Source organism: Paenibacillus sp. Soil522 (assembly GCF_001428245.1).
In the GTDB taxonomy this organism is placed as follows: Bacteria; Bacillota; Bacilli; order Paenibacillales; family Paenibacillaceae; genus Pristimantibacillus.
Window position 1 is genome coordinate 19712 of the sequence record NZ_LMRV01000039.1, and the last position, 21811, is coordinate 41522.

Sequence of the window (21811 nt, forward strand, 5' to 3'; positions counted from 1 at the left end):
CGCAGCAGGACTCACTATATGTTTCGGCCTGACATGTCGCTCGCACTGTCTACGAAAAGTACGCCGCTGTAAGGGTTTCCTGGATGTGGCGTTGAGTCCGATATTGAAGACCCGTTAGAATATCTACACAAATAGAGACCCTTAGCGATTTAGGGTCTCTTTATATATAAGTTTAAATTGCCGATCAACTTCTAATTTTTCTCTTTAATTTAACTTGGAAAGTGAAATCCTATAGAGCTTATCGCCGTTCTCCTCGGCAACACCGCGACCGTCTGTCGTGTTGCTGATGAAATAACCCCCCATGATGCGCGGGACCGCTTGGGATACGATCGAGAAGCAGATTATCTTCTCTCCAAATGCGGATTGGTAAGAATCGTTCATCTCCGACTTCTCCCCTTTAGTCCATTCTTTCGATCGTCAATGTAAAATTCTCTCTAACATTTGCGAGATGTTCTTTCCCGGATTTAATCTCTCCTAGTACAATCAGTCCATTCCCGGCGGTGCCGGAATCCTTATAAAATATTGCCAGATTGCCCCATGGGGAATAGTAAGCAAAGTCGCCAACCGAAGGACCGTTTAAAGGGGCAGATTCGGTAGATAATTTACGCGATAAATAACTGATTTTTTCTTTTCCAGCGAATTCCTCGAATGATAAGGTTAGCGGGAGCATCGATACCAAGTCCCTACTTGTTGGATTGTCATACATGCTTACGATGATTTCCTCATTGTCTAAAATCAATTTTATCATGGCACCTTCCACGCTTTCATTTTTATCAATAGAATCTTGACCTCTCTCCTCGGTTTGATCAACGGGTGCAACAGGTTGTTCATTTCCCGGAGCGTTAGTAATCGGCTCACTTCCGCAAGCTGTAAAAATAAAAATCATCGTCAGTGCGAAAGTCACAGATAAGATTGTTCGCATATCGTTTGGTCCTCCACCGTATTAATCTAGCTGCAATTAGCTTTGATTTTGATCTCGTTCTCACTCTTCTTCCCTTCATTAGAGGACACGTATAGGACCTCGTTGCCATTTTTAAACACGTCTAATGCTACCAATCACTTCTTTTACCATCCCTAAAAAAACCACCATTAGGACCATCGGGTCCGATTGTCGCCAACCAAAGGATTGATTCTGCGGCTTGCTTTGGTGTTCGTGGAGCAGTCGGTCCTCCCATATCCGTGCTTACCCATCCCGGATCGACAGCGTTTATTTTGATATCTCCTTGAACTTCTGCAGCTGCCAATCGCGTCAATCCATTAAGGGCAAGTTTAGATAACTTATAAGCACCGGCTCCTTGCCTCGACAATTGTCTCATCATTCCATAATCTGAAGAAACATTGATAATTCTCCCATAACCCTGCTTTTCCATTAGCGGAATAAAAGAATGAATGACGTAATAAGCACCGAAGAAGTTAGTTGACATCGTTTTCTCTAGTACGGAAAGGTCCGTAGTCAAAAATTTTCCATTATCATCCAGATACACGCCGGCGTTATTGATCAATACGTCTAACTTTCCAAACTTCTGATCCACTGTAACCGCTGCTTGACGGATACTTTCTTGATTGTCGACATCTATCATCACAAACGAGACATCTAACCCCGACCCCTTAAGCTTTTGCACAGCACCATCACCTTTGTTTGGATCCCGACTTGCCAAAACAACCTTAAAGTCATTCAAAGCCAGCAGTTTGACCAACTCATATCCGATCCCACGATTCGCACCTGTCACAAGAGCCACTTTTTTATCGTGTAACATAATCTTCTCCAATCCACCTTTCTTAAGATTATCTTGAGCGTTGAGATGCGTGAATACAATATGTTTTGCGTGTTTCACTGCGGATAATCCTACATTATATGGAATTGAAGCATGAGGTTGTCGTCAATCTTCTCGTCGCAAATGGACCAATCGGTAGCCCAGTGCACACCTTCCAAACTATTCATCTCGGGTTGGTTATTTTTTCTCCTCCAAGTAAAGAGGCACACCGGTGTTGGCGTGCCCCTAATATTTTGCTAAGATTAATCTTATTTAAAACCTTCTATTCTAGACCGACCACTGGATGAGGTACATACGGCTCTTCCAGAAACGCAATATCTTCCGTACTCAGCTTAATCGAAAGTGCAGCTACAGCGTCTTCAAGATGAGACACTTTCGTAGAGCCGATGATTGGAGCAGTAATCTGCTCCTTTTGCAATAGCCAAGCCAGCGCTATTTGGGCTCGCGGAACGCCTCGTTTTTCTGCGACTTTCGCGACACGTTCAACCACTTTCCGGTCTGACTCGGCTGTTGCGGCATAAAGCATTTGAGCAACTGGATCGTTTGCCGAGCGAAGAGTGGTTTCACTCCAATCACGCGACAATCTTCCTTGCGCAAGCGGAGCCCATGGAATCACGCCGATCTTTTCTTCTTTGCAGAGCGGCAGCATCTCGCGTTCCTCCTCTCGGTACAAGAGGTTCAAATGATTTTGCATAGATACAAATCGCGTCCATCCGTTTTTCTCTGCAACATGGAGCGCTTTTAAAAATTGCCACGCATACATGGAAGAAGCGCCGATATATCTGGCTTTGCCCGCTTTAACAACGTCGTGTAAGGCCTCCATCGTTTCTTCAATCGGGGTTTGATAATCCCAACGATGAATTTGATACAAATCGACATAGTCAGTTCCCAGTCTCTTAAGACTGTTGTCAATTTCGCTCATAATTGCTTTTCGGGAAAGACCGGCACCATTCGGCCCCTCATGCATCCGGAAATAAACCTTTGTAGCGAGGACGATCTCGTCCCGGTTAGCGTAATCCTTAAGTGCCCGTCCGACGATTTCCTCGCTCGATCCCTTAGAGTACATATTCGCCGTATCGATAAAATTAATTCCTAACTCAAGGGCTTTCTTGATAATCTCACGACTGTTTTCTTCATCCATTGTCCATGCAGGGAACCCTCGATCCGGTTCACCAAAGCTCATGCACCCGAGACAAATCCGCGATACATCCAAACCAGTGTTTCCAAGCTTCATGTATTCGATGTTATTCATCCCCTCAGTACAATACTTCCAATGCGACTCACATTGTGCTGATATCGATCACAAAGCGATACCGGACATCTGATGCTAGTACGCGCTCCCAGGCTTCATCAATCTGGTTGGCTGAAATAACCTCGATCTCAGGAGTAATGTTGTGTTTAGCACAAAAGTCAAGCATTTCCTGCGTTTCGCGAATTCCACCGATCATCGATCCGGCAAACGACCGACGATGAGGGATAAGCGAGAATACTTGAACTGGCAACGGTTCCGATGGCGCACCGACGTTGACCAGTGTTCCATCCAGCGCCAGCAACGAAAGGTAGGCATTAATATCGATTTTCGCGCTCACTGTATTCACAATGAGGTCGAACGAACCAGCCAGTTTCTTAAATGTCTCTGGATCGCTCGTGGCATAATAATGGTTCGCGCCAAGCCGCAGACCGTCTTCTTTCTTCTTCAATGTTTGTGATAAAACCGTAACTTCTGCCCCCATGGCATGAGCGATTTTCACAGCCATGTGTCCAAGCCCGCCAAGTCCAATAACAGCTACCTTCTTGCCAGGTGCAACACCCCAATGACGCAGTGGCGAGTACGTTGTGATACCGGCACACAAGAGCGGAGCGGCGGCATCAAGCTCAATACCGTCAGGAATTCTAACCACGAAGTCTTCCGTTACGACAATGTGAGTGGAATACCCACCCTGCGTATATTGCCCGTACCTATCGGTAGCTCCATAGGTGCCCGTCATTCCATTGAGGCAGTACTGCTCCTCTCCCTTATGGCAGTTATCGCACTCTCTGCAGGAGTCAACCATACAGCCTACTCCTACTCGGTCGCCAACGGCATACCTTGTGACTTCCGAACCAACCTGGGTGACAATTCCGGCGATCTCATGCCCTGGAACGAGAGGATAGTTTACAGGTCCCCAATCGCCGCGAGCTGTATGGATATCAGAGTGACAAATACCAGCGTACTTAATCTCAATGAGAATATCATGCGGCTGGAGATCCCTGCGTTCGATCGTGGTCAGTTTGAATGGGCCTTCTGGACTGAATGTAGCGCGTGCATTAGCAGTAATCATCGTATAACCTCCTGCAATCAATGAATTAATTGGTTTTTACAATCGTATTGGTTCTGTTTCGGCCAAAAAACACACCGAATCAACACTTCATGTTTAATCAACATCTGTTTATAATTATAAATGGAATCAAAATACTTTCAATGGTTAAAAGAAACTGATTCGTTGTTTATTCAAACAAATCAATAAAATTGTTGATTATCTTTCGGGAAGCCAAGTTGTCGAGTGGGAGCAATCATGTAGTTTCTTAGTAAAATGGCAACAAAACTTAATACTAATGATAGTAACCCCACGAATACAACGTATTGTGTACCCATTTGTGAGAGGAATAAGCCTCCTACTGCTGCACCAAAGGTTGTGCCTACGTTACAGGATGATATAAATAATCCATTAGCGAATTCAGGTGCTTCTGGTGCCGAAGACATCATCAAATATTGATTAATGTTCCCCCCTATACCGGCTAAAATACCCCAGATTAACGTGATGATCGCCATTGGTAAGCTAAACTGTCCAAATAAGAATAATAGGATGTAAACAGCTCCCAATATAAAAGGGAAAGATACGACAGATTTGATGGCATTATTCGTAAGCAGCTTTCCTGCGACTACGTTTCCAATAATATTAGCTCCACCGAATATACATAACATGAAACTAATTGTATTCGGAGACATATTCGTAACCGTCTTCAGATACTCAGCAAGGTAACTATAAACTCCAAATACGGCTGAATTTAATAAAATGACAGCCACAACGGAAAGCCAAATCATTGATTTTTTTAATACGGATAATTGTGCTCCGTAAGAAAGTCTTTCCTTAACAGGCATAGATGGTACAAATAGTAATGTAGCAATGAATACCATAATATTTACAACAGCAAAGAATACCATCGCCATTTGTAAAGAAGCTGCACTAGCTATAAAACTCGCGATTGGTACACCGATTACCATGCCGGCAGACACCCCAATAAAAACTTTCGAAACAGCTTTTGGAGCTTCTTCCTTGCTCACCGCCCCAGCAGCTACCGTAAATGCCAAAGAACAATAAACGGGATGAAAAAATGCTGGTAAAATACGAGCAACTAATGCAAGGGTAAAGTTTGACGTAAATATGGAGACAATGTTCCCCAAAACGAAAACACCAAGTACAAGTAACATGACCTTCTTCCGATTTATACCCGAAAACAATAACGGAAAGATTGGTCCTGACACTGCAACTGCAAGGGCAAAGAAACTCACCAACCATCCTGCTTTGGAAACACTCACATGATAGTGTTCAGCAATGGAAGGCAATAATCCAATAACCCCCATTTCCGTATTTAAGATGCCGAAGACTCCTATGGTTAATATAAATATAAGCAAATTATTACGTTTAACCAAAATCTCAACTTCCTCTCTTCACTTAATATGCAAGGGATGTCGAAAGGTCACGATAGGCATTAATCTGTTGCTGAAGTTCGGCGACCTTCTGCTCTGCACCCGCGATGGCATCGCTGCCTGCGATCCATCGTAACGGTGGTTCCTCCTGACTTGCGATGGCGATTAGAGCCTTTACAAGCTTGGCCGGGTCGCCTTCCTGTTTTCCTTTCTTATCTTGAAAGAAAGCCCGGAATTGTGGATTACGCTCGGCGTAGTCATCGATAGCTCGCTCAGCCCAGAATGTTGATTCCGGCTCTAAAAGTTCGGTACGGAAGAAGCCTGGGTTGACGATGGTTGTATTAATGCCGAATGGAGCGACATCATAACGTAAAGACTCCATCCAACCCTCAAGACCGAACTTTGAAGCGGCATAAGCGGTAGTGTATTCAAATCCGGCGAGGCCAGCAAGTGAAGAGATAGAAATAATGTGTCCCGAACGAGCCTTACGCATCAAAGGCAACACGGCACGGGTGACGTTCATCGGACCGTATAGATTGGTCGAGATTTGACGTTCGATCTGCTCTTGGGTCAGTTCCTCGAAGTAACCTCCATAGAAGCTGCCAGCATTGTTAACTAATACGTCTATGCCGCCAAATCGGTCAACAGCCAACTTCACAGCAGCCTCGGCATCCGAAGGTTTCGTGACATCGAGTTTCACGATCAACAGATCTTCATTTTCTCCAAGGGCTTTTACTACCCTATCGGTATTACGCCCCGTTGCTACAACCTGATAACCTTCGGCAAGTGCGGCTTTTGCGAAATCAACACCCATGCCGCGCCCAGCACCTGTGATGAACCAAACTTTCTTATTGTCAGTCATGAAATTTCTCCCTCGTTTCGATTTTATTATGTTTTCTTGTCAGCTTTGTTTCTTTTCAGCACCCACTAAACCAACAGAAAGCGTGTATACAAAAGGTATTGTTTAATCAACCCTCGTCTATTATTATAGATGTAAGAAGCTTACGTTCAATGGTTAAAAAAACGCGATTTGTTGATATATCAACACAGTAATCAAAACTGTTCATTATTCTAAGAAAGTTTGGTGGAGTTTAAGATGGTAAAAGTGGATCGGAGAGTTCTTAAAACGCAAGAATCCTTGAAAAAAGCAGTTATTGAGCTGATGATTGAAAAAAATTTCGATGATATTACCATTCAGGATATCGCAGACCGGGCAAACGTAAACCGCGGAACCATTTATCTTCATTATCAGGACAAATATGATTTATTAGATAAACTCATAGAAACACACATTAATGAATTAGAGCAGATGGGTACATGGGCATGTGAGATGGACTGGTTCGAGGGTCTTGTACCTTATTTTGAATATTTCGAGAAGAATTATTTGTTTTTTTCGACCATGTTAGCAAGTAAAGGGACTCCATCATCCTTTAGAACTCGGCTTCTTGCTTCTTTTATTGAAGGGTTCAAAGGTGAGATTGGTAAAGAAAGCGATTGGAATACTGATTTAAGTGAAGATATTATGCTACAATATGCCGGAACTGCTTATGTTGGGGTAATTGAATGGTGGATCAAGAATGGTATGCCTTATCCGCCGCGAGTAATGGCCAAGCAAGTTGGGGTCTTGTTAGAGAGAAGCCTATAATCCATGTATAACAAGAGCGGCCTGCGTAATTGCCAGGACGCTCTTAATGTTTAATCATTTTTCTTTACTCAATATAACTTAGAGGTTCGTGAGCTTAGTAAGTAAAATATACGACATGTATAGTTCGGTATCAAAAGTGTTAATTATTTATGAAAGTTAGGTGGATTAATATACGATTCTTTACATGACCCTCTTATGATTTTATTAATTCCATGTAGTTTGCTATATCCCTTTCAGACATAGAACCAGTTATAACCTTTAGAACTTTTCCATTCTTATCGATTAAGAATGAGGTCGGAATTGGGGTAATATCATAAGCTTCAGTGACAGCTTGGTCTTTATCTTTCAGAACGGGAAATGTAATTCCATGTCTTTCAACGAAAGATTCAATGGCAACTTCACTTTCACCAACATTAACAGCTAATATTTCTACATCAAGGTTTTTATAGTGATTATACTGGCTCTCCATATAAGGCATTTCCTGCTCGCATGGTTTGCACCATGTCCCCCAGAAATTCAAAAAAACTCCTTTTCCCTTTAAGTCTGATAGCTGAACTTTATTTCCTTCCATATCTTCAAGTACAAAATCAGGTGCTTGACCTCCAACCTGAACCTGTTTTTTTTCAGTAAAGAAATGTTGATAAAGTGTGTAAGTTATGGCTGAAATCATAATAAGCAGCAGACTCAAGCGAAGAATAAATCTGATCTTTTTGTTCCTCATCTGAACCTCCTTTACTTATTAGGTGTAAGAATGCAATCCGGCGATAATCAGGTTAACAAAAATCAGGTTGAAAATAATGATTCCAAAACCGATGACTCCGAGCCATGCAGATCTTTCGCCTTGCCACCCCCTGGAGAGCCGCAAATGCAAATATCCAGCATAAAATAACCATGTAATCAGAGCCCATACTTCCTTGGGATCCCATCCCCATAAACGTGTCCAAGCTATTTGAGCCCAAATCATCGCAAAAATAAGTGCGCCCAAAGTAAATAACGGAAATCCGATTGCAACCGACCTATATCCAATTTCATCAACCAAATCAAGCTTAATATTCTTCGTTAATGGCTGAAGAGCTGCAGAAATTCTTTTCCTGAAAATCAATCTTAGTATTAGGTATAAAAGTAAACCCGTGACAGCAGACCAAATGACTGTATTTAGTTTTCCTGCGTCAATTACAGCCGGTACTTCAACTAAAGCCTCCATCTTGCCTTCAGTAAGCAACTCGCCTTGATTAGGCCCTATAAGTGAAGGAAGTCTGTAAGTAATCTCCGTCTCTTGGCCATTATTATCGACCCATTTATAAACAGTTTCATATTGCAATCCTCTAAAAACCAATGTAATGACAATAAAAGCAAGTGTTGCCACAATGGCGTACATGATCACCTCAAGCCAGAAAGTTTTCATTGATGGTTTCGTCTGGTCAACTGAACGAAGTAAATAAATAATACCTGCAATAAAGCTGCTGGCTAGAACAGCTGAACCTAGTGCCGTTGTAGTTACATGAATAGCAAGCCAATCCGATTGCAATGCTGGGATTAATGGAGAAACATCTGTCGGGAACAAGCTTCCATAGGAAATCATTAATAATGTAATCGGCAAAGTGAATAAACCCAAGATAGACACTTTATACAAAAAATAAAGGATGATGAATGCCAGCACAAACATCATAGAAAAAGCTGTTACAAACTCGAACATATTGCTCACCGGTGCGTGTCCGGAAGCCATCCATCTTGTGATAAAATAACCCAGATGTGTAACAAAGCCTAGAATGGTCACACTTAATGCTACTGTAGCCCATTTACTTGGTTTTTCGTATTGTTTTCTCCGATCACGAATAGCTCCACCAAAAAGAAAGGTAGAAATTAAATATAGAAAGAATGCTGTATAAAGCAAGTTACTGCTAAAAGCGATCATTATTCTCCTCCTTCTAGCTAGTCTCGCTTTTCCTGTTTGTTTGATCAGTTAATTCTTGTAAGCCGGTTTCTTTTAAAATATGGTTTATTTCAGTTTGGATACCATACCAATTTTTATTTGTATGGCCTGCAATTAATATTGCGTCACTACTTCTTCTGATCCATATTCTCCGATGGTTCCAGTACAACCCTTGTATAACTCCAATCATGAAAATGGCTCCTCCCAATCCAAGAAACCATAATGTATGGTCTTTACGAACGGTAAGGGCTGAAAGATTTTTCATTTCAACGCTTTCAAATTTCATTTGTAATTGATTATCTCCGCTTGGTTCCATTGTGTTTCGTATGGCAACAAAGCTTTTTTCACCATTAAGGTTTCCCGGAGATATCATGTTAAAATAAAATGCCGGATTGTTAGGAACTTGTGATCTTGTTGCAGGCCGGCTTTCACTATCAAAATAGAAATTGGGGAAATATTCTAAAATCTTAACTATATATTCATTGCCCAGATCATACTCCTTTTGCGGATTTAACAAATCTATCTTAATCTGGCCAAAGCTTTTTTCAGTTTTTTTATCAACTAAACGAAAGGTCATCTTATTTAGTTCATTTAATTTGTAGGAAACTTGGTAAAGAGCTAATGAATCATGTTTTAACGGGTGATTCACTTTGATTTGCTCATCTTTCACCTTTACGAGCTCAGGTGTGTCTCCATAAAGGATCTCACCTTTACGTTCATACAAGGTCACATTCGTTTGATAATTTTTAATAACATTTCCATCCCCAACTCGTGAAAGGGCATTTGCAAATACTTCATCCTCTTGATCTTTTTGATAAGTTTCCAGAATAAACTTGTCACTGTTTAAGTAATACTTTCCATTGGTTCCCGGAATAACACTTGTTTCACCGTCACGAATCCAAAGCATTTCGTCTACATACATTCCCGGTACAAATCTGAGCATTCCTCCAATAAGGAAGATAATAAGGCCAGCATGATTTACATACGGTCCCCATCTTGAAAATCGGTTTTTCTCAGCCAAAAAATCCCCATTTTCTTCTCGAATGCGGTACCGTTTATTCTTTAATTTGGTTATTACTAAATCCAGCTGTTCATCTGAATTCTCTTTTACTCTTGTTTCACTAAAAAGACGTTGTCTGCGTATGAAGCTTTCATGTCGCGTAACCCCTTGATTTTTCAAAGCAAAGTATAATGGAATAACCCGGTCCAAACTCGCGATAACAAGCGATATTCCCAAAGCGGCCAGCAGCAGAAAATACCACCAAGATTCATACAGCCTGTTAAAACCTAATTGATAGTATATTTGGCCAAAAAAGCCGTATTTTTCTCGATAAAATTGTTCCGGTACTTCATTTGGAGGAATATACATCTGCTGAGGAAAAATGGTTCCAATCGCAGACGCGATTAATAGAAGAACAATAATCCAGATCCCTACTTTTACGGATGAGAAAAAGTTCCAAACCTTATCCAGTGGTGTTTTATTATACGTTTGTGAACGTCTTGCACTTCCTTCATAACGCATATCAACCGACTTTTCCGAAAGATCTTCACCAACTTGTTTCCCGCATGATTCGCAAAGATGTGTTCCGTGTGGATTAACATGACCGCATTCGCAATTTACACGTTCCATTTTAAAAAAACCCCTAATTAATCCTCATTTTTGAACCTATATCCGTGTTTTTGAGTTCTCCTTTGTCCTGTTTTTGAACAAATTTCAAAGCATAGTGTGTACCACAAATATAGATTCCCATGATGGAGAAGTGGTCAATGATAAATTTAATGGCGGAATCATCATTCACCCAGGTACCAAATGGATTATAAATAGTTAGCTTAGTACCGATCTCTCTTTCAAAGGAAGCATATACCCCATAAAATACAATCAACATGGCAAGAACTCGTAAGCCAATGGTGCGAATACGGCTAGTGCCGGTGATTCCCGTCATTCTCCGTACTGAATTGATAATCATACCCCAAGAAAATCCTACGTGTAATGCCATGATGATAAATCCCCAATAGGCTGTCTGAACATGTATTTGCCGGAAGATCATGTCATCATTTACCGGGATAAAGGAGAATAATTCACTGGACATTAATATTCCACATATCATCATAACAGCCATTGCTGCAAGAAAAAGCAAATTGAGTACGATTTGCAGAATACGCCGTAGATTATACTTTCCCTTCAGTATCGTACTAAACCACCGTCGATTTAAAAAATTATGGACGATAAATAGTACGAGTACTGAAACGCCGAGGAATTCATGAACTGTATTGCCGGTAATATAATAAGCCATTTCGATTAACATGAGGATTGTCATGGTTAGGTCAATTACCAGCTTGAATAACATCTTTGGATTCAAAGTATTCTCCTCTTTCTATTTAACCAATCAATAGATTGTTTTTTCCTAGCGAGTCTATTTTTAATGGCCTTAGTTATTATATTGATGTAAATACATTGTCAATAGAACGTCCTGAAGTATTCCCGCTTTTTCTTCTTCCCCTATTGATCTGCTTTCTACATGAGATACATCCTTAGAACCATTCATATGAGCAGGTATCTCACTTACCATCCAGTCCTCTGTAGGCATAGCTGCGATTGGGGTTTCTGAACTGCTGTTCTCTGATTGTGCAACTTCTTCTAAATCAAACTCTTTCATTTGATCCATCGAATTCATAAAGTCATCCCTTTCCCGATTTGCGTGGCAGGAAAAGCAACGGCCAATATCATCTTCAGCCACTTCTCTGTCAGGAGTAAAATGCTGGTATTCCCAATCCCCATTACGTTCTTCGGGCGAGTACTTAGAACCCCAGCCGGTACGCTTTTCCATCACTAAATAATGTTCAATCTCTCCATCCTTATATCCTTCGAGAGTGATTACGGTTCCGCTCGGAAGCTCCTCTCCGTTCTGCACTGCTTCAATCGCTTCCCTGCTATTTACATAGATGTTTTCATGAATATCTCCTCGATCGTAAGTCGCAAACACGATCCCCTTTTCAAAATCAGGGAATTTAACAAGGTTTGCCCCAGATCCGATCTCAGCGTATTCCCCAGACTTAGCCCCGGAAGAGTTCTCCTCTTGTTGAGATGTGTCCATTGTATCAGTTTGTTGAGGAGCACCCATTGTATCAGTATCATTGTTGCTACAAGCAGTAAGGATAAGGGAAAGCAGTAATCCAAGTGACAGCATTAATCGTTTTTTCATATTGTTCTCTTCCTCCAGGTTTCGTTTTATTGTCTCCTAATTTAACTCGTAACATTAATCTTGCTACTCATTCAGTTCCTATCCCACTAGATTCACCTAAACTAAAAACCAACAAAGAAAAACATCATTTATTGGTTAATCAACATTAGTTTATAATTATAAATGGGCTGCATACAATGGTTAAATTAACGCAATTCGTTGGTTATTCAACATAAAAAATAATATTGTTAATTATCTTAAGGGAAGTTTGGTGATGTGGTAGCACCGACGACGAACTCCAGCTTGCCATTATGTGAGCGAACGACCGATTTCGTTCTTGATTGTACCTTACAAAGTGGCGAGAAACCTGAGAATTATCTTTGAGAAACCTGAGAATTACCTTATTGTTGGCTGAAATACCGCTATTCTTCTAAAAAGAAACAGCGGTGGCCTTGGACGAAGTTGTCCTGGACTACCGCTGTACTTATTTGATCTATCAGGTCATGTTAGCAAGAAACTTTAACCAAGGAAGAGCAGTACCGGAAATTACGTAACCGGCAGACAAACACGAAATAACGTGCCTTCCCCTTCCCTGCTTTCCACTTCAATTCGGCCGCCGTGCAGTTCCACGATCGATTGGGTGATCGCCAGCCCCAAACCGGCCCCGCCGTACTTTCTTGCCCGCGACGGTTCGCCACGGTAGAACCGTTCGAATAGATGCGGAACTTGAATCTCCTTGATCCCGATACCATTATCTTGGACCGAAAGCCTGATTTCCCCGGCGCTTTTTTCCAGGCCGATACGGATATCACCTTTGGATGGATCGGTATGCTGAACGGCATTTTGAAACAAATTCAGGATGACTTGTATCATCTTGTCCGGATCAATAGCAACAGCCGGGTCATCGATCAAATCGAACCGGATCCGCCTCGCTCCGGCGATCATTCGCAACTGTGGCTCCATCTGACGAATAAGTTCGCCGAGGTTGCCAGGAGTCATGTGGACATCCGGACTGCGTTCCATTCTCGCCAAAGCCAACAGGTCTCCGACAAGCTTATTTAACCGCTCCGATTCGCTATACATGCTTTCTAGTGCTATTTGCAGTTGATCGGGTTTACCCGCGCCCCCCTCGAGTAGCACTTCCAGAAACCCGTGGATCGAGGTCAACGGGGTGCGGAGTTCGTGCGAGGCGTCAGCGATAAAACGGCGCATTTGCTCTTGAATCTCTTTTTCCAAAGCAAACGAGGTTTCAATTCGCTTCAGCATTCCGTTGAAGGCAACAGCCAGCCGGTCGATTTCCACGGGGCCCTGCTTGTTCGGCAAACGCTCATCCAAATTTTCGCTGTGGATTCGTTCCACGGTGTTCACCATACTTGACAGTGGAACCATGGTCCGTTGCAGGACGGGACGGAAGGTAAGCATCCCCACAATCAGTGCGATCAGCGAACCAATCACGTAAATGGTTAATAAATTCTTTTGAAAAGCCAACGTTTCTGTCAAATCGACGGTTGCTTGAACGATGCCCTTTTCCGCATCTGCAGGGTCGACTAGCAGGCACATAACCATTTGAACGTTGTTCTTTTCGTCCCGGATGATTTTATAACCATCTGTCATTTTACCGCTTTCAAAAATTTCGCGGTATTCCTGCTTTGACAGCCGGGGAACCGTTAAAGGGTAGCTGGGATTGATGTACAGATCTGAAACGTTCCCGTTTTTTTCGATGAACGCGATCGTCACCACGTTGTTTTGCAACGATTTAATCGCAGCAGCATCGTCTTTTCCCCATGAACTGTCCTCTTTCCATCGGATCCAGATCTCGGGTGAGACGGAGCGGATCAGATTTTGAATCCCCCACTCCTTTTTGCTGTACGAAAACTGCTGCATTGTGAAATATTGAAAAACGCCAATTAAAATAAAAAGTCCGGCCATGATCAAAATGGAGCGGGAGAGGAGCTGAAAGCCGAGAGAATTGGTTTCGACACGACGACAAAAGCGGAACCGGGCCTTCATTGGAAATTCATCCGGTAACCGGAACCCCGAAACGTACGGATCAATTGATGCGAGCGATCCTCAAGCTTTTCCCTCAAATATCGGATGTATACTTCCACGACATTTTCATCTCCGACGAAATTGTGTCCCCATACCGCATCCAGAATGGAAGATTTGCTCATGACACGATCGTGATTCAAAACGAGAAACTTAAGCAGTTCGTATTCGGTGCGCGAAAGCCCAAGCAGGACCTCTTGATAGCTCGGAATTGGCTGTTTTATTGCAGATTATTACATCAACGCAGCGGCGAAAGAGACGAGCAAATCGGCTTGCTCCGCCGTGATCGCTTTTCCGCTTTGGGCTTTTGCTTGGTTTACGAAAGCTCCCAGTTGCCCTTCCTTCGCCTTCGCGTTCTCCCAGTCAGTGGAAGCCTTGGCGGCATCCAGCTTTTCGATCAAAGAGGCGGCGACGTCCCCGTGCCCACTTTCCTCGAACCACATTCTGGTCAGACGAGCAAGGCTATCGTAGTCAACGGTGACGATGACCGTAATCGAGGCGTTCGTCGCATGACCCGCTTGATCGGAGGCGGACGCGCTAAACGTGTGCTCGCCGAGACCCAATTCATAAGCCGTCACTTTGATCAATTCACAAGTCGTCCTTGCAATCCCCGATAATTCGTCCGTTGCATCGCAGCTGATCGCGACGAGCTGGTCTACCGTAAATTCGGTACCGTCCGCAACGTCGAAGATAATGCTAGGCGCCGTCAAGTCGACCGACACGGACAACGACTTCGCTTCTTCCGCGTTACCCGCCCGATCGACGCTCCAGTAAGTTACCGTATGCACGCCTTCGGTTTCGATAACGGCTTGTCTCCCACTCGCGACGTCTCCGTCGTCCACTCGATAATAGGTCACTGCCACGCCGGAGATTTCATCGGTCGCGGCGAAATCAACGACGACAGCCGAACGGTACCAGTCGTTCTGCGCTTCCCCTTCCGCCGTTGCGGTCGTCTCCGGCGCCGCATCGTCGCTGCTATTCAGCGCGATATCCTCAGTATTGTACATAAAAATAAGTCTTTCGTTTGTTGAGATATTCGGTATATCTGCTATTTGCGACAGTTTTTTTGTTCCCAGCCGGAGTGTTAATACGGCACCACTCCCTGATCCGGCCGCGTGTTGATATACGATCCGATTGTCAAACTTGGGAGAAACCAGGAAGAAGGGGCCGACCCCGCTGGAACGCAGAATAAACTTTTCATTTTCGCCTATCTCTGTGGCATCGGCTTTTATAACATTGTAACTCTCTACCGTATCATCCTTTACCGATAAATAGGTGTTTGTCTTGACCAGCCGTACCGAATATGTGCCGTCGTCGTTAGTGACCAACTGATAGAAAGGCGCGTCCTTCTTCATGATACTGGTAACAAGCTCGCCGTTTTCATTAATATCATAGTAAGAGTTCACTGTCTCGGCGACTCTCTGACCGTCAACGATACTCCAATTCCTCTGATATAATGGCTCCCATCTGGTCCGCATCTGAAAATACGGCCCGCTTGAGTTCAGCGGCTCGCCGTTATAGTACGTCAGGGTGCCAAAGTTCAGATTGTCAAAATGTACCATTGCCTGCGGTCGCGCGGCCGCCGCCGCCCTCGCCGTCCATGTCATATCGACGCCGCCCACCTTGGTGTAGAGGGCAAGAGCCTGATCAAAAACAGGCCGGAGCTCGCCTTTGTTAAGCCCGTTATTCTCCCTGTCAAACCCGGCTCCATAATATCCTCTGCCTGTATCACCAAAAACGTTCGGCATCGCAACGAAGGGTACATCCTCACCGTACAGCTCTTTCGAATACAGGTTGTATTTCGCCGAATATTCGAAGGCTTTCGCCAGCCTGTTATCATACAGGGAATACAAATCCACATCCTGATTGTAAGCGATCAGGCATATTTCGGCCATATATCCGATAGCCAACATGGCGTGGGCCTGATCACGGCCGGTTTCCATCGTCTGGCCTGATTCGTGCACATAAGTGAAGATGGAGCCGTTCACATGAATGTCCTGATATAAGGCCATCGCGCGGTTAAAGATTTCCGTATTGTCACAAAGAACGCCTATCGAAATCATGCTGACTATGGCCGCTGCGTCCCAGTTGCCGTTGGCGAGCATGGGAGCAGCTGCGTCCTGGATCACCGGATATACCACGTTTAGCATCATATCCTGCAGCGATTTGAAGTCAGCGTCGCTGTATCCGTCGTATCCACCGTTGTAATACCTTATAATCTCAGCTGCGCTGGCATATTTGTAAGCATTGATGCCGGCGCCCAAGATCCTGTCCCTACCGTCTATCACTTTTAAGGCCTTCGCCCATTTCCCAAGTATGTCGGAGGCTCTTTCCGCGTATCTATAGTCTCCCGTGATCACCCACTGCAGGGCGTTGAAATACGCGGCATTGCCGCCCTTCTCAAAATAGCCGATGTTGCCGGAATCCGACGGGGCTCCTCCACGTCCTACATTCGAAAATACAGTAGTCTCGTAATCGAAGCTGGATAAATCATAGGTAACGCTATGCAGCAATCTCTGGTAATCAGAGTACCAGGGCTCAGCCTTCTCCTGAACACGAAGCTTCATTCTCTCCAGGTCTTCTATCGTATACAAAATACCAGGATGGTTGAAAATTCGTACCTTCACATCCGCTATCGCTTGATAGCCGCTTCCGTTATATTCCACAGTATACTCGTGGATGCCGACGCTCAGGTCCGAAACCGTTACGCGCATCAAGCCGTCGGCATAAACAACGTCCGCGTCCGTCCCAACGATAATATAATTCTCAGGGTTCGTATCGCCGTTCACGGGACGCCAGAACAATTCAGCGTCGTCTCCGGATACCTCTTGACTTACCTCCAGCAGATCCCTGCCTGTTACCTCTTCAAAATAAAATCTGTATTCGGTATTCTGAGCGGCCGTTCCGGTGCTCTGCATGGAGTCGTCGGTCATTTTTACATTAATACGGTTAAAGCCAGAGTCGTCTCTCATCGTGGACAAATGCGACCAGATGCGGTAATAACCCGATTTCACATAATGGTCTACATAAAACCGCTCGTTCCAGCTCGGGATACTTGCCGACGCCTTGACTTCGAACGTCCTGTCGGTGCTGGTACCGCTTTGGGCGCCGCTCAGGATATTAAAGTAACGATGGGTATTGCTCAGGAACTCTTCAGCCGTAAAGTAATTCTGGATCGTAAGATATTTGTCATTGTCCAGGGATTTTATGGAATAAGCCGTCCTGGTGGCTCCAACCTCCGGTTCCTCATGGTACACGGTGGCGAAATAGTCAAGGACATACAGCGCGAACGTGGAAGCCTCTGCGGCATTTGCCGTAAGCGACAGTTTTTCCGTGATGGGATCAACCTTAACATATTTGCCTTCCCCATTTTTCATTTTAAAAATCATTGACGCTGTCTTGCTGTTGTTAAAGTAATTCCCCATATTCGGGCCCGTAATCTTGGAAGTGAGCTCCGCAAGGTTGTCCATCGCCGTTTGCAACGATAAGAGGGCTTGGTCGACCTGGGCTTGAGTCGCACTGGCCCGACTTACTTCTTTTGCATTGTTGAGGGCACCCGCAAACACCTCCCAGCTAGCCGCCGTGTACTCGGCTCCAATTAGCTGATCCGCTTTGGCAATCAGCGCGCTGAGCGCCGTCTTGTCGACGATCCTATTGTTCACAATAGGATCGTCAAGAGTGACGGCCAAGGATGGTCCAGAGTATCCCGATGTATTCCTTGAGGAATACATCTCGCTGGCAGCTACCGCATTTTCGTTCACACGAGTTGTCGTAAGATGTATACTGACTACTTTTCTTCCGTTACTCAACGCAAATCGGAAGATCGTGGACAAGTCAATGGAAAGGTTTTCTTCACCGGTTGACGTAACGTTTCGGGTTACAACCGGCGATTCAGCTATATCGTTTGGGCGGGCATTATATGTAAGATTGTTTACCGTCCACTCGGCGCCAGAGTTTCTCAGGGTCGGTTCGCTTTCAGTAAATACCAACTCGTTTGGCGCATGCGTTTTTCTGAAGCTCAAAATCATTTTCATCTCGTCAATATTATAACGATTAGTTTCGATGGAGGATAAATCAAACTTGAGATAAGTATGCCGGAATTTCCCGTAAATTAATTTATTTGCGATTAAATTTATCCCCAAGCTGTCTGCCTGCGTGCCGAAATTAGACACAAATGCATCCTGCACCGCCGGGAAGGATGCTGTCCCAGCCGCCGCCGCAACAATCGCTGTTGATCCCAGGAAAAGGGTATATAACTGCATACATATAATTGGTACACATAACAGTAACGATAAGACCTGTTTCAAATGCTTTTTCATGATCGCTCTCCTTTCTGAAAAACACAATTCTATGGATTCTTTTCCAATGTAAGCAACAATCTCTCCGTCTACATACACAATGTAACCGCTACCAAAATAAGACGCAACCGTGGCCAGAAACACGGCTTGATTCCTTCAGATCGACGGTTGCCCCAACGGGCCGCAGGCGTCTTTCTAATGTTAAGCTGGTCGAAGGGGGCGATGCCGTCGCACTTCATGTTGAACCCGTCGTATTAGAGGAAGTGAAAGAAGTTGTGCAAGCCATCGGTTATCATGACAAAGGAAAGTAATCGCCCATAGCCTGGCCCATATGAAGACATCATCTCCTTTCTAACTGTTTAGTGAGACATCCGCAAACGCATTGGTATCGTCGGACACATTCCGCCAGGGGCTTTTGTGTTCAGCAAGACCTCAACAAACTTATAATATCGATGTGAGAAAGCAATTCATATGCTCTTTTTTAAGAATAAAGTCAGTATTCTTTAGAATGGAAACTCCAAGGCTTTTGCGTATAAAGGCCACCGAACCCATGACGCGATACCCTTGTGCTTCAATCGCAGATCAATCCTCACTTTCTGTATAACGATGCAAACGCTTCCCGGATTTCATGTCGTTAGATATCCATATTCATCCGGTATATCTTAGAATAGACGAAATCCCACCGTCAATCATCGTTCTTTTCCGCAGTATCCGCGGCACCGACGATTCCCTTGTAGTATCCAGGCGTCATGCCCGTGTATTTCTTAAATACTTTTGTAAAATAATGCTTGTCCTCGTAGCCAACCTGCTGCCCGATCTGGTTAACAGGCAGATGCTGCTCAAGCTCCAGCAGCTTCTTCGCCTCGCGGATCCGTAATTCGTGCAAATAATTGACAAAATTCATGCCCGTTTCTTTTTTAAATAGACTGCTTATATAATTCGGATGAAGGCTCACGAGCTCGGCAAGCTTATCCAGTGAAATATCCTCCATGTAGTGCTTTTCCAAGTATGAAAGAATTTTTGCGGCATGCTGCGGATATTCGGAATCAACGGTAGTAATGGGCAGCTCGTCTCTGATCTGTTTCAGCAAAACGGCTATTTCATCTCTGTCAATCGGCTTCAGCAAATAGTCGATGACGCCGTATCGCAGGGCCCTGCGAACAAATTCGAATTCGTCGTAGCCCGTCAGAATAATGAAACGGTCACATAGCCCGTTTTGCCTGGCTTCCTCAATCAGCTCGAAGCCGTTTTGCTCCGGCATCTGGAGATCCGTAATCGTTACGTCTGGCATGAACGTCTTCATCTTCTCGATCGCTTCTTTCGCGTGTCCGGCTGATAGCACCTCCGTGCAAGCCGGGGCGGCCTCCTTGACGACTTTAACCAGTCCGCCCAGAATCAACGGCTCGTCGTCCACAATCAGAACCTTCATCTGTATTCACCATCCTTCCAGTTAGGAATAAAGTCAGTATCGTGCCCTTGCCGGGCTCGCTTTCAATTTCGAGCCGCGATGCTCCGCCGTAGAACGATTTGACCCTTGCGGCGACGTTGCTCAATCCCCAGCCGCTTTCTCCCTCCTGCGGCATGCCGGCTTCGCCATTGTCCAGCCTTTGGCGGATTTTTCGTAAGTTCTCAGGCAAGATGCCCGATCCGTTGTCGGATATCACGATACGTGCCTCTTCCCCTGTTTTGCAGGCTTCCACTCTGATATGAACGGGACGCAGAACGTTTGAGATGCCGTGCACGATGCAGTTCTCGATGAGCGGCTGCAAAATAAATTTGGGACAAGCGAAGCGTTTGGCGTTGACCGTGACCTCGATTTCGTAAGTCAATCGTTCTTGTAAACGCATCTTATGAATATCCAGATAAAATCGGATAATCTCTATTTCTTTGTCCAGCATCGTCATATCCTTTCCGGTGGAAAGGCTGTATCGCATCAGCTTGCCGAACCAGAACGCAATATCGGCAACTTCTTTGTCATTGTTCGTTTCGGCGAGCATTCGGATTGTTTCCAGCGTGTTGTACAAAAAGTGCGGCTTGATCTGCGCTTGCAGCACTCTGTATGCGGCCTCTTTATTTCGCAGCTCAGCGCGATGAACGTTATTGATCAGCTCATCCATTCGCCCGATCATGTTGTTATAGGTAGTGATCAGAAATCCGATCTCGTCCTGTTTGCCCGGCGTTTCCATTTCGACGACCATCTGCTTCATATTGTCGTCGTCAATAGAGCGCATATGCCTTGCAAGCCGAAGAATGCGTTTGGTGATAATCGACGAGAGTGCGTAATAGAATAGTGATAAAACCGTCAGCAACGCGATAATCGCGGCCACGATAATGATTTCCTTTTCTTTGATCCCGTGAAACACGTCGCGGATCTGTCCGACAATCACGATGCGGGCACCCAGGTCCTCCAGGTACATTTGGTTGACAATGGTTTTTCGATTAATGAAATAGGAGTTCTGCTGGTCCGAGTCCCCCCGTTTAATCATCTTTTGAACTTTCTCCGGCAGCTCTCCGCCGGCGTGCAGCGGCTCTCCCGAATCCTTAAGCAGGTATGCTTTCCAATCTCGTTCCACACCGGCCGCTTGATAAAATTTCCCTAGCAGCTCGTCGCCGGCGTGAATCTGTAGGATGCCGATCCTTTCCGTGATCAACGTGTTGTATAGGCTTTGCAAATAAACAAGCTCGGGCTGACTCCCATTCGGGTGGAGAATCGTCCATTTGCCGCTCCCCGGCTTCAGTGACAGGGCAATCGCCTTCTTCTCCGGGTCCATACCGGACACATCGATAAATTGTTCGGTAATAGGCAGTACCTGCTCTTTTATTTTGTAGATCATCAACGAATCGATCTCAGGATTGGCAAAGAGCGACTGGGTGATTACGGGGCTGATATAGCGAATATAGGCATAAATGCTATCCAGATCGGAAAGGTATTTACCGTCCAAATAATCCGTTACATAAGGATTATATTGCAATACCCGGTACACCGATGCGATTCGGTTCAGATCCCCCTTCATATTGGCGTATGCCTGCTCTAAAATTTTTTGCCGGCTTTCAACGAATTGTTGCGTCAAATTTCCGTATATTAACAAGTACATGTAGCTTCCCAGGGCGATAACCGGAATAAGAATCAGAATGACGTACCCCAATATCATCTTGCGCGCGATGCTCATGATACTAGATCTCCTCCTGCTGACGGTATGGTATCGGTTTCCATCACGTGCAAATAAAAAACGGGTAGAGG

18 protein-coding genes and 1 pseudogene are annotated in these 21811 nt (G+C 44.5%); 2 read left to right on the forward strand and 17 right to left on the reverse strand.

The genetic code is table 11. From position 1 onward, the window contains the following. Positions 1 to 204 precede the first annotated feature (204 nt). The 7 genes from ASG81_RS30835 to ASG81_RS12170 form a co-directional block, all read right to left on the reverse strand. Positions 205 to 381, reverse strand: a complete 177-nt coding sequence (locus ASG81_RS30835; protein WP_155971459.1) for a hypothetical protein — start codon at positions 379 to 381, stop codon at positions 205 to 207. A 16-nt stretch (positions 382 to 397) separates the two neighbouring features. Then, positions 398 to 922 (reverse strand): cyclophilin-like fold protein, encoded by a 525-nt coding sequence (locus ASG81_RS12145; protein WP_155971461.1) that lies wholly within the window; start codon positions 920 to 922, stop codon positions 398 to 400. A 127-nt stretch (positions 923 to 1049) separates the two neighbouring features. Further along, on the reverse strand, positions 1050 to 1757 hold the full coding sequence (locus tag ASG81_RS12150) for an SDR family oxidoreductase (RefSeq protein WP_056634145.1): 708 nt from the start codon (positions 1755 to 1757) through the stop codon (positions 1050 to 1052). A gap of 280 nt (positions 1758 to 2037) precedes the next feature. Then, on the reverse strand, positions 2038 to 3018 hold the full coding sequence (locus ASG81_RS12155) for an aldo/keto reductase (protein ID WP_056634146.1): 981 nt from the start codon (positions 3016 to 3018) through the stop codon (positions 2038 to 2040). Between the two features lie 37 nt (positions 3019 to 3055). Then, positions 3056 to 4096 carry an NAD(P)-dependent alcohol dehydrogenase gene (locus ASG81_RS12160; protein WP_056634024.1) on the reverse strand — a complete coding sequence of 347 codons (1041 nt, stop codon included), beginning with the start codon at positions 4094 to 4096 and terminating at the stop codon, positions 3056 to 3058. A gap of 179 nt (positions 4097 to 4275) precedes the next feature. Beyond that, the gene (locus ASG81_RS12165) at positions 4276 to 5469 is read right to left on the reverse strand and encodes an MFS transporter (protein ID WP_056634028.1); all 1194 of its coding nucleotides are present in this window, start codon (positions 5467 to 5469) and stop codon (positions 4276 to 4278) included. 22 nt (positions 5470 to 5491) lie between these two features. Further along, positions 5492 to 6328 carry an SDR family NAD(P)-dependent oxidoreductase gene (locus tag ASG81_RS12170; protein ID WP_056634030.1) on the reverse strand — a complete coding sequence of 279 codons (837 nt, stop codon included), beginning with the start codon at positions 6326 to 6328 and terminating at the stop codon, positions 5492 to 5494. A gap of 234 nt (positions 6329 to 6562) precedes the next feature. Between ASG81_RS12170 and ASG81_RS12175 the strand changes: the two genes are divergently transcribed. After that, positions 6563 to 7111, forward strand: a complete 549-nt coding sequence (locus tag ASG81_RS12175) for a TetR/AcrR family transcriptional regulator (RefSeq protein WP_056634033.1) — start codon at positions 6563 to 6565, stop codon at positions 7109 to 7111. A 193-nt stretch (positions 7112 to 7304) separates the two neighbouring features. On the opposite strand, the gene resA is transcribed toward ASG81_RS12175, so the two are convergent. The 8 genes and pseudogenes from resA to ASG81_RS12210 all read right to left on the reverse strand — a co-directional run bounded on the left by resA (position 7305) and on the right by ASG81_RS12210 (position 18591). Further along, positions 7305 to 7832: a thiol-disulfide oxidoreductase ResA gene (gene resA / locus ASG81_RS12180; RefSeq protein ID WP_056634036.1), complete on the reverse strand. Its 528-nt coding sequence runs from the start codon at positions 7830 to 7832 to the stop codon at positions 7305 to 7307. A gap of 18 nt (positions 7833 to 7850) precedes the next feature. Next, on the reverse strand, positions 7851 to 9026 hold the full coding sequence (gene ccsB, locus ASG81_RS12185) for a c-type cytochrome biogenesis protein CcsB (protein ID WP_056634039.1): 1176 nt from the start codon (positions 9024 to 9026) through the stop codon (positions 7851 to 7853). A gap of 13 nt (positions 9027 to 9039) precedes the next feature. Continuing rightward, positions 9040 to 10674: a cytochrome c biogenesis protein ResB gene (locus tag ASG81_RS12190; RefSeq protein WP_056634043.1), complete on the reverse strand. Its 1635-nt coding sequence runs from the start codon at positions 10672 to 10674 to the stop codon at positions 9040 to 9042. A 13-nt stretch (positions 10675 to 10687) separates the two neighbouring features. Next, positions 10688 to 11404: a DUF4405 domain-containing protein gene (locus ASG81_RS12195; protein ID WP_056634046.1), complete on the reverse strand. Its 717-nt coding sequence runs from the start codon at positions 11402 to 11404 to the stop codon at positions 10688 to 10690. A gap of 69 nt (positions 11405 to 11473) precedes the next feature. Further along, entirely contained in the window at positions 11474 to 12247 is a 774-nt protein-coding gene (locus ASG81_RS12200) for a cytochrome P460 family protein (RefSeq protein ID WP_056634050.1), read from the reverse strand. A 525-nt stretch (positions 12248 to 12772) separates the two neighbouring features. Next, positions 12773 to 14236 (reverse strand): sensor histidine kinase, encoded by a 1464-nt coding sequence (locus tag ASG81_RS12205; protein WP_056634053.1) that lies wholly within the window; start codon positions 14234 to 14236, stop codon positions 12773 to 12775. Beyond that, positions 14233 to 14475: pseudogene (locus tag ASG81_RS29835) on the reverse strand (winged helix-turn-helix domain-containing protein); the annotation flags it as partial. The gene ASG81_RS12205 and the pseudogene ASG81_RS29835, both read right to left, overlap by 4 nt. A gap of 30 nt (positions 14476 to 14505) precedes the next feature. After that, a complete protein-coding gene (locus tag ASG81_RS12210; RefSeq protein ID WP_056634056.1) occupies positions 14506 to 18591 on the reverse strand; it encodes an OmpL47-type beta-barrel domain-containing protein in 4086 nt (1361 codons plus the stop codon). Between the two features lie 545 nt (positions 18592 to 19136). Between ASG81_RS12210 and ASG81_RS33950 the strand changes: the two genes are divergently transcribed. Next, complete coding sequence (locus ASG81_RS33950; protein ID WP_155971470.1) at positions 19137 to 19208, forward strand: histidine kinase; 72 nt, start codon at positions 19137 to 19139, stop codon at positions 19206 to 19208. Between the two features lie 47 nt (positions 19209 to 19255). Here the strand turns inward: ASG81_RS33950 and ASG81_RS12215 are convergent, their stop codons facing one another. Then, positions 19256 to 19999, reverse strand: coding sequence for a response regulator transcription factor (locus tag ASG81_RS12215; RefSeq protein WP_056634059.1), 744 nt, complete (start codon positions 19997 to 19999; stop codon positions 19256 to 19258). Continuing rightward, positions 19947 to 21740, reverse strand: a complete 1794-nt coding sequence (locus tag ASG81_RS12220) for a sensor histidine kinase (protein ID WP_056634061.1) — start codon at positions 21738 to 21740, stop codon at positions 19947 to 19949. The genes ASG81_RS12215 and ASG81_RS12220 overlap by 53 nt, the downstream gene beginning before the upstream one ends. Positions 21741 to 21811 lie beyond the last annotated feature (71 nt).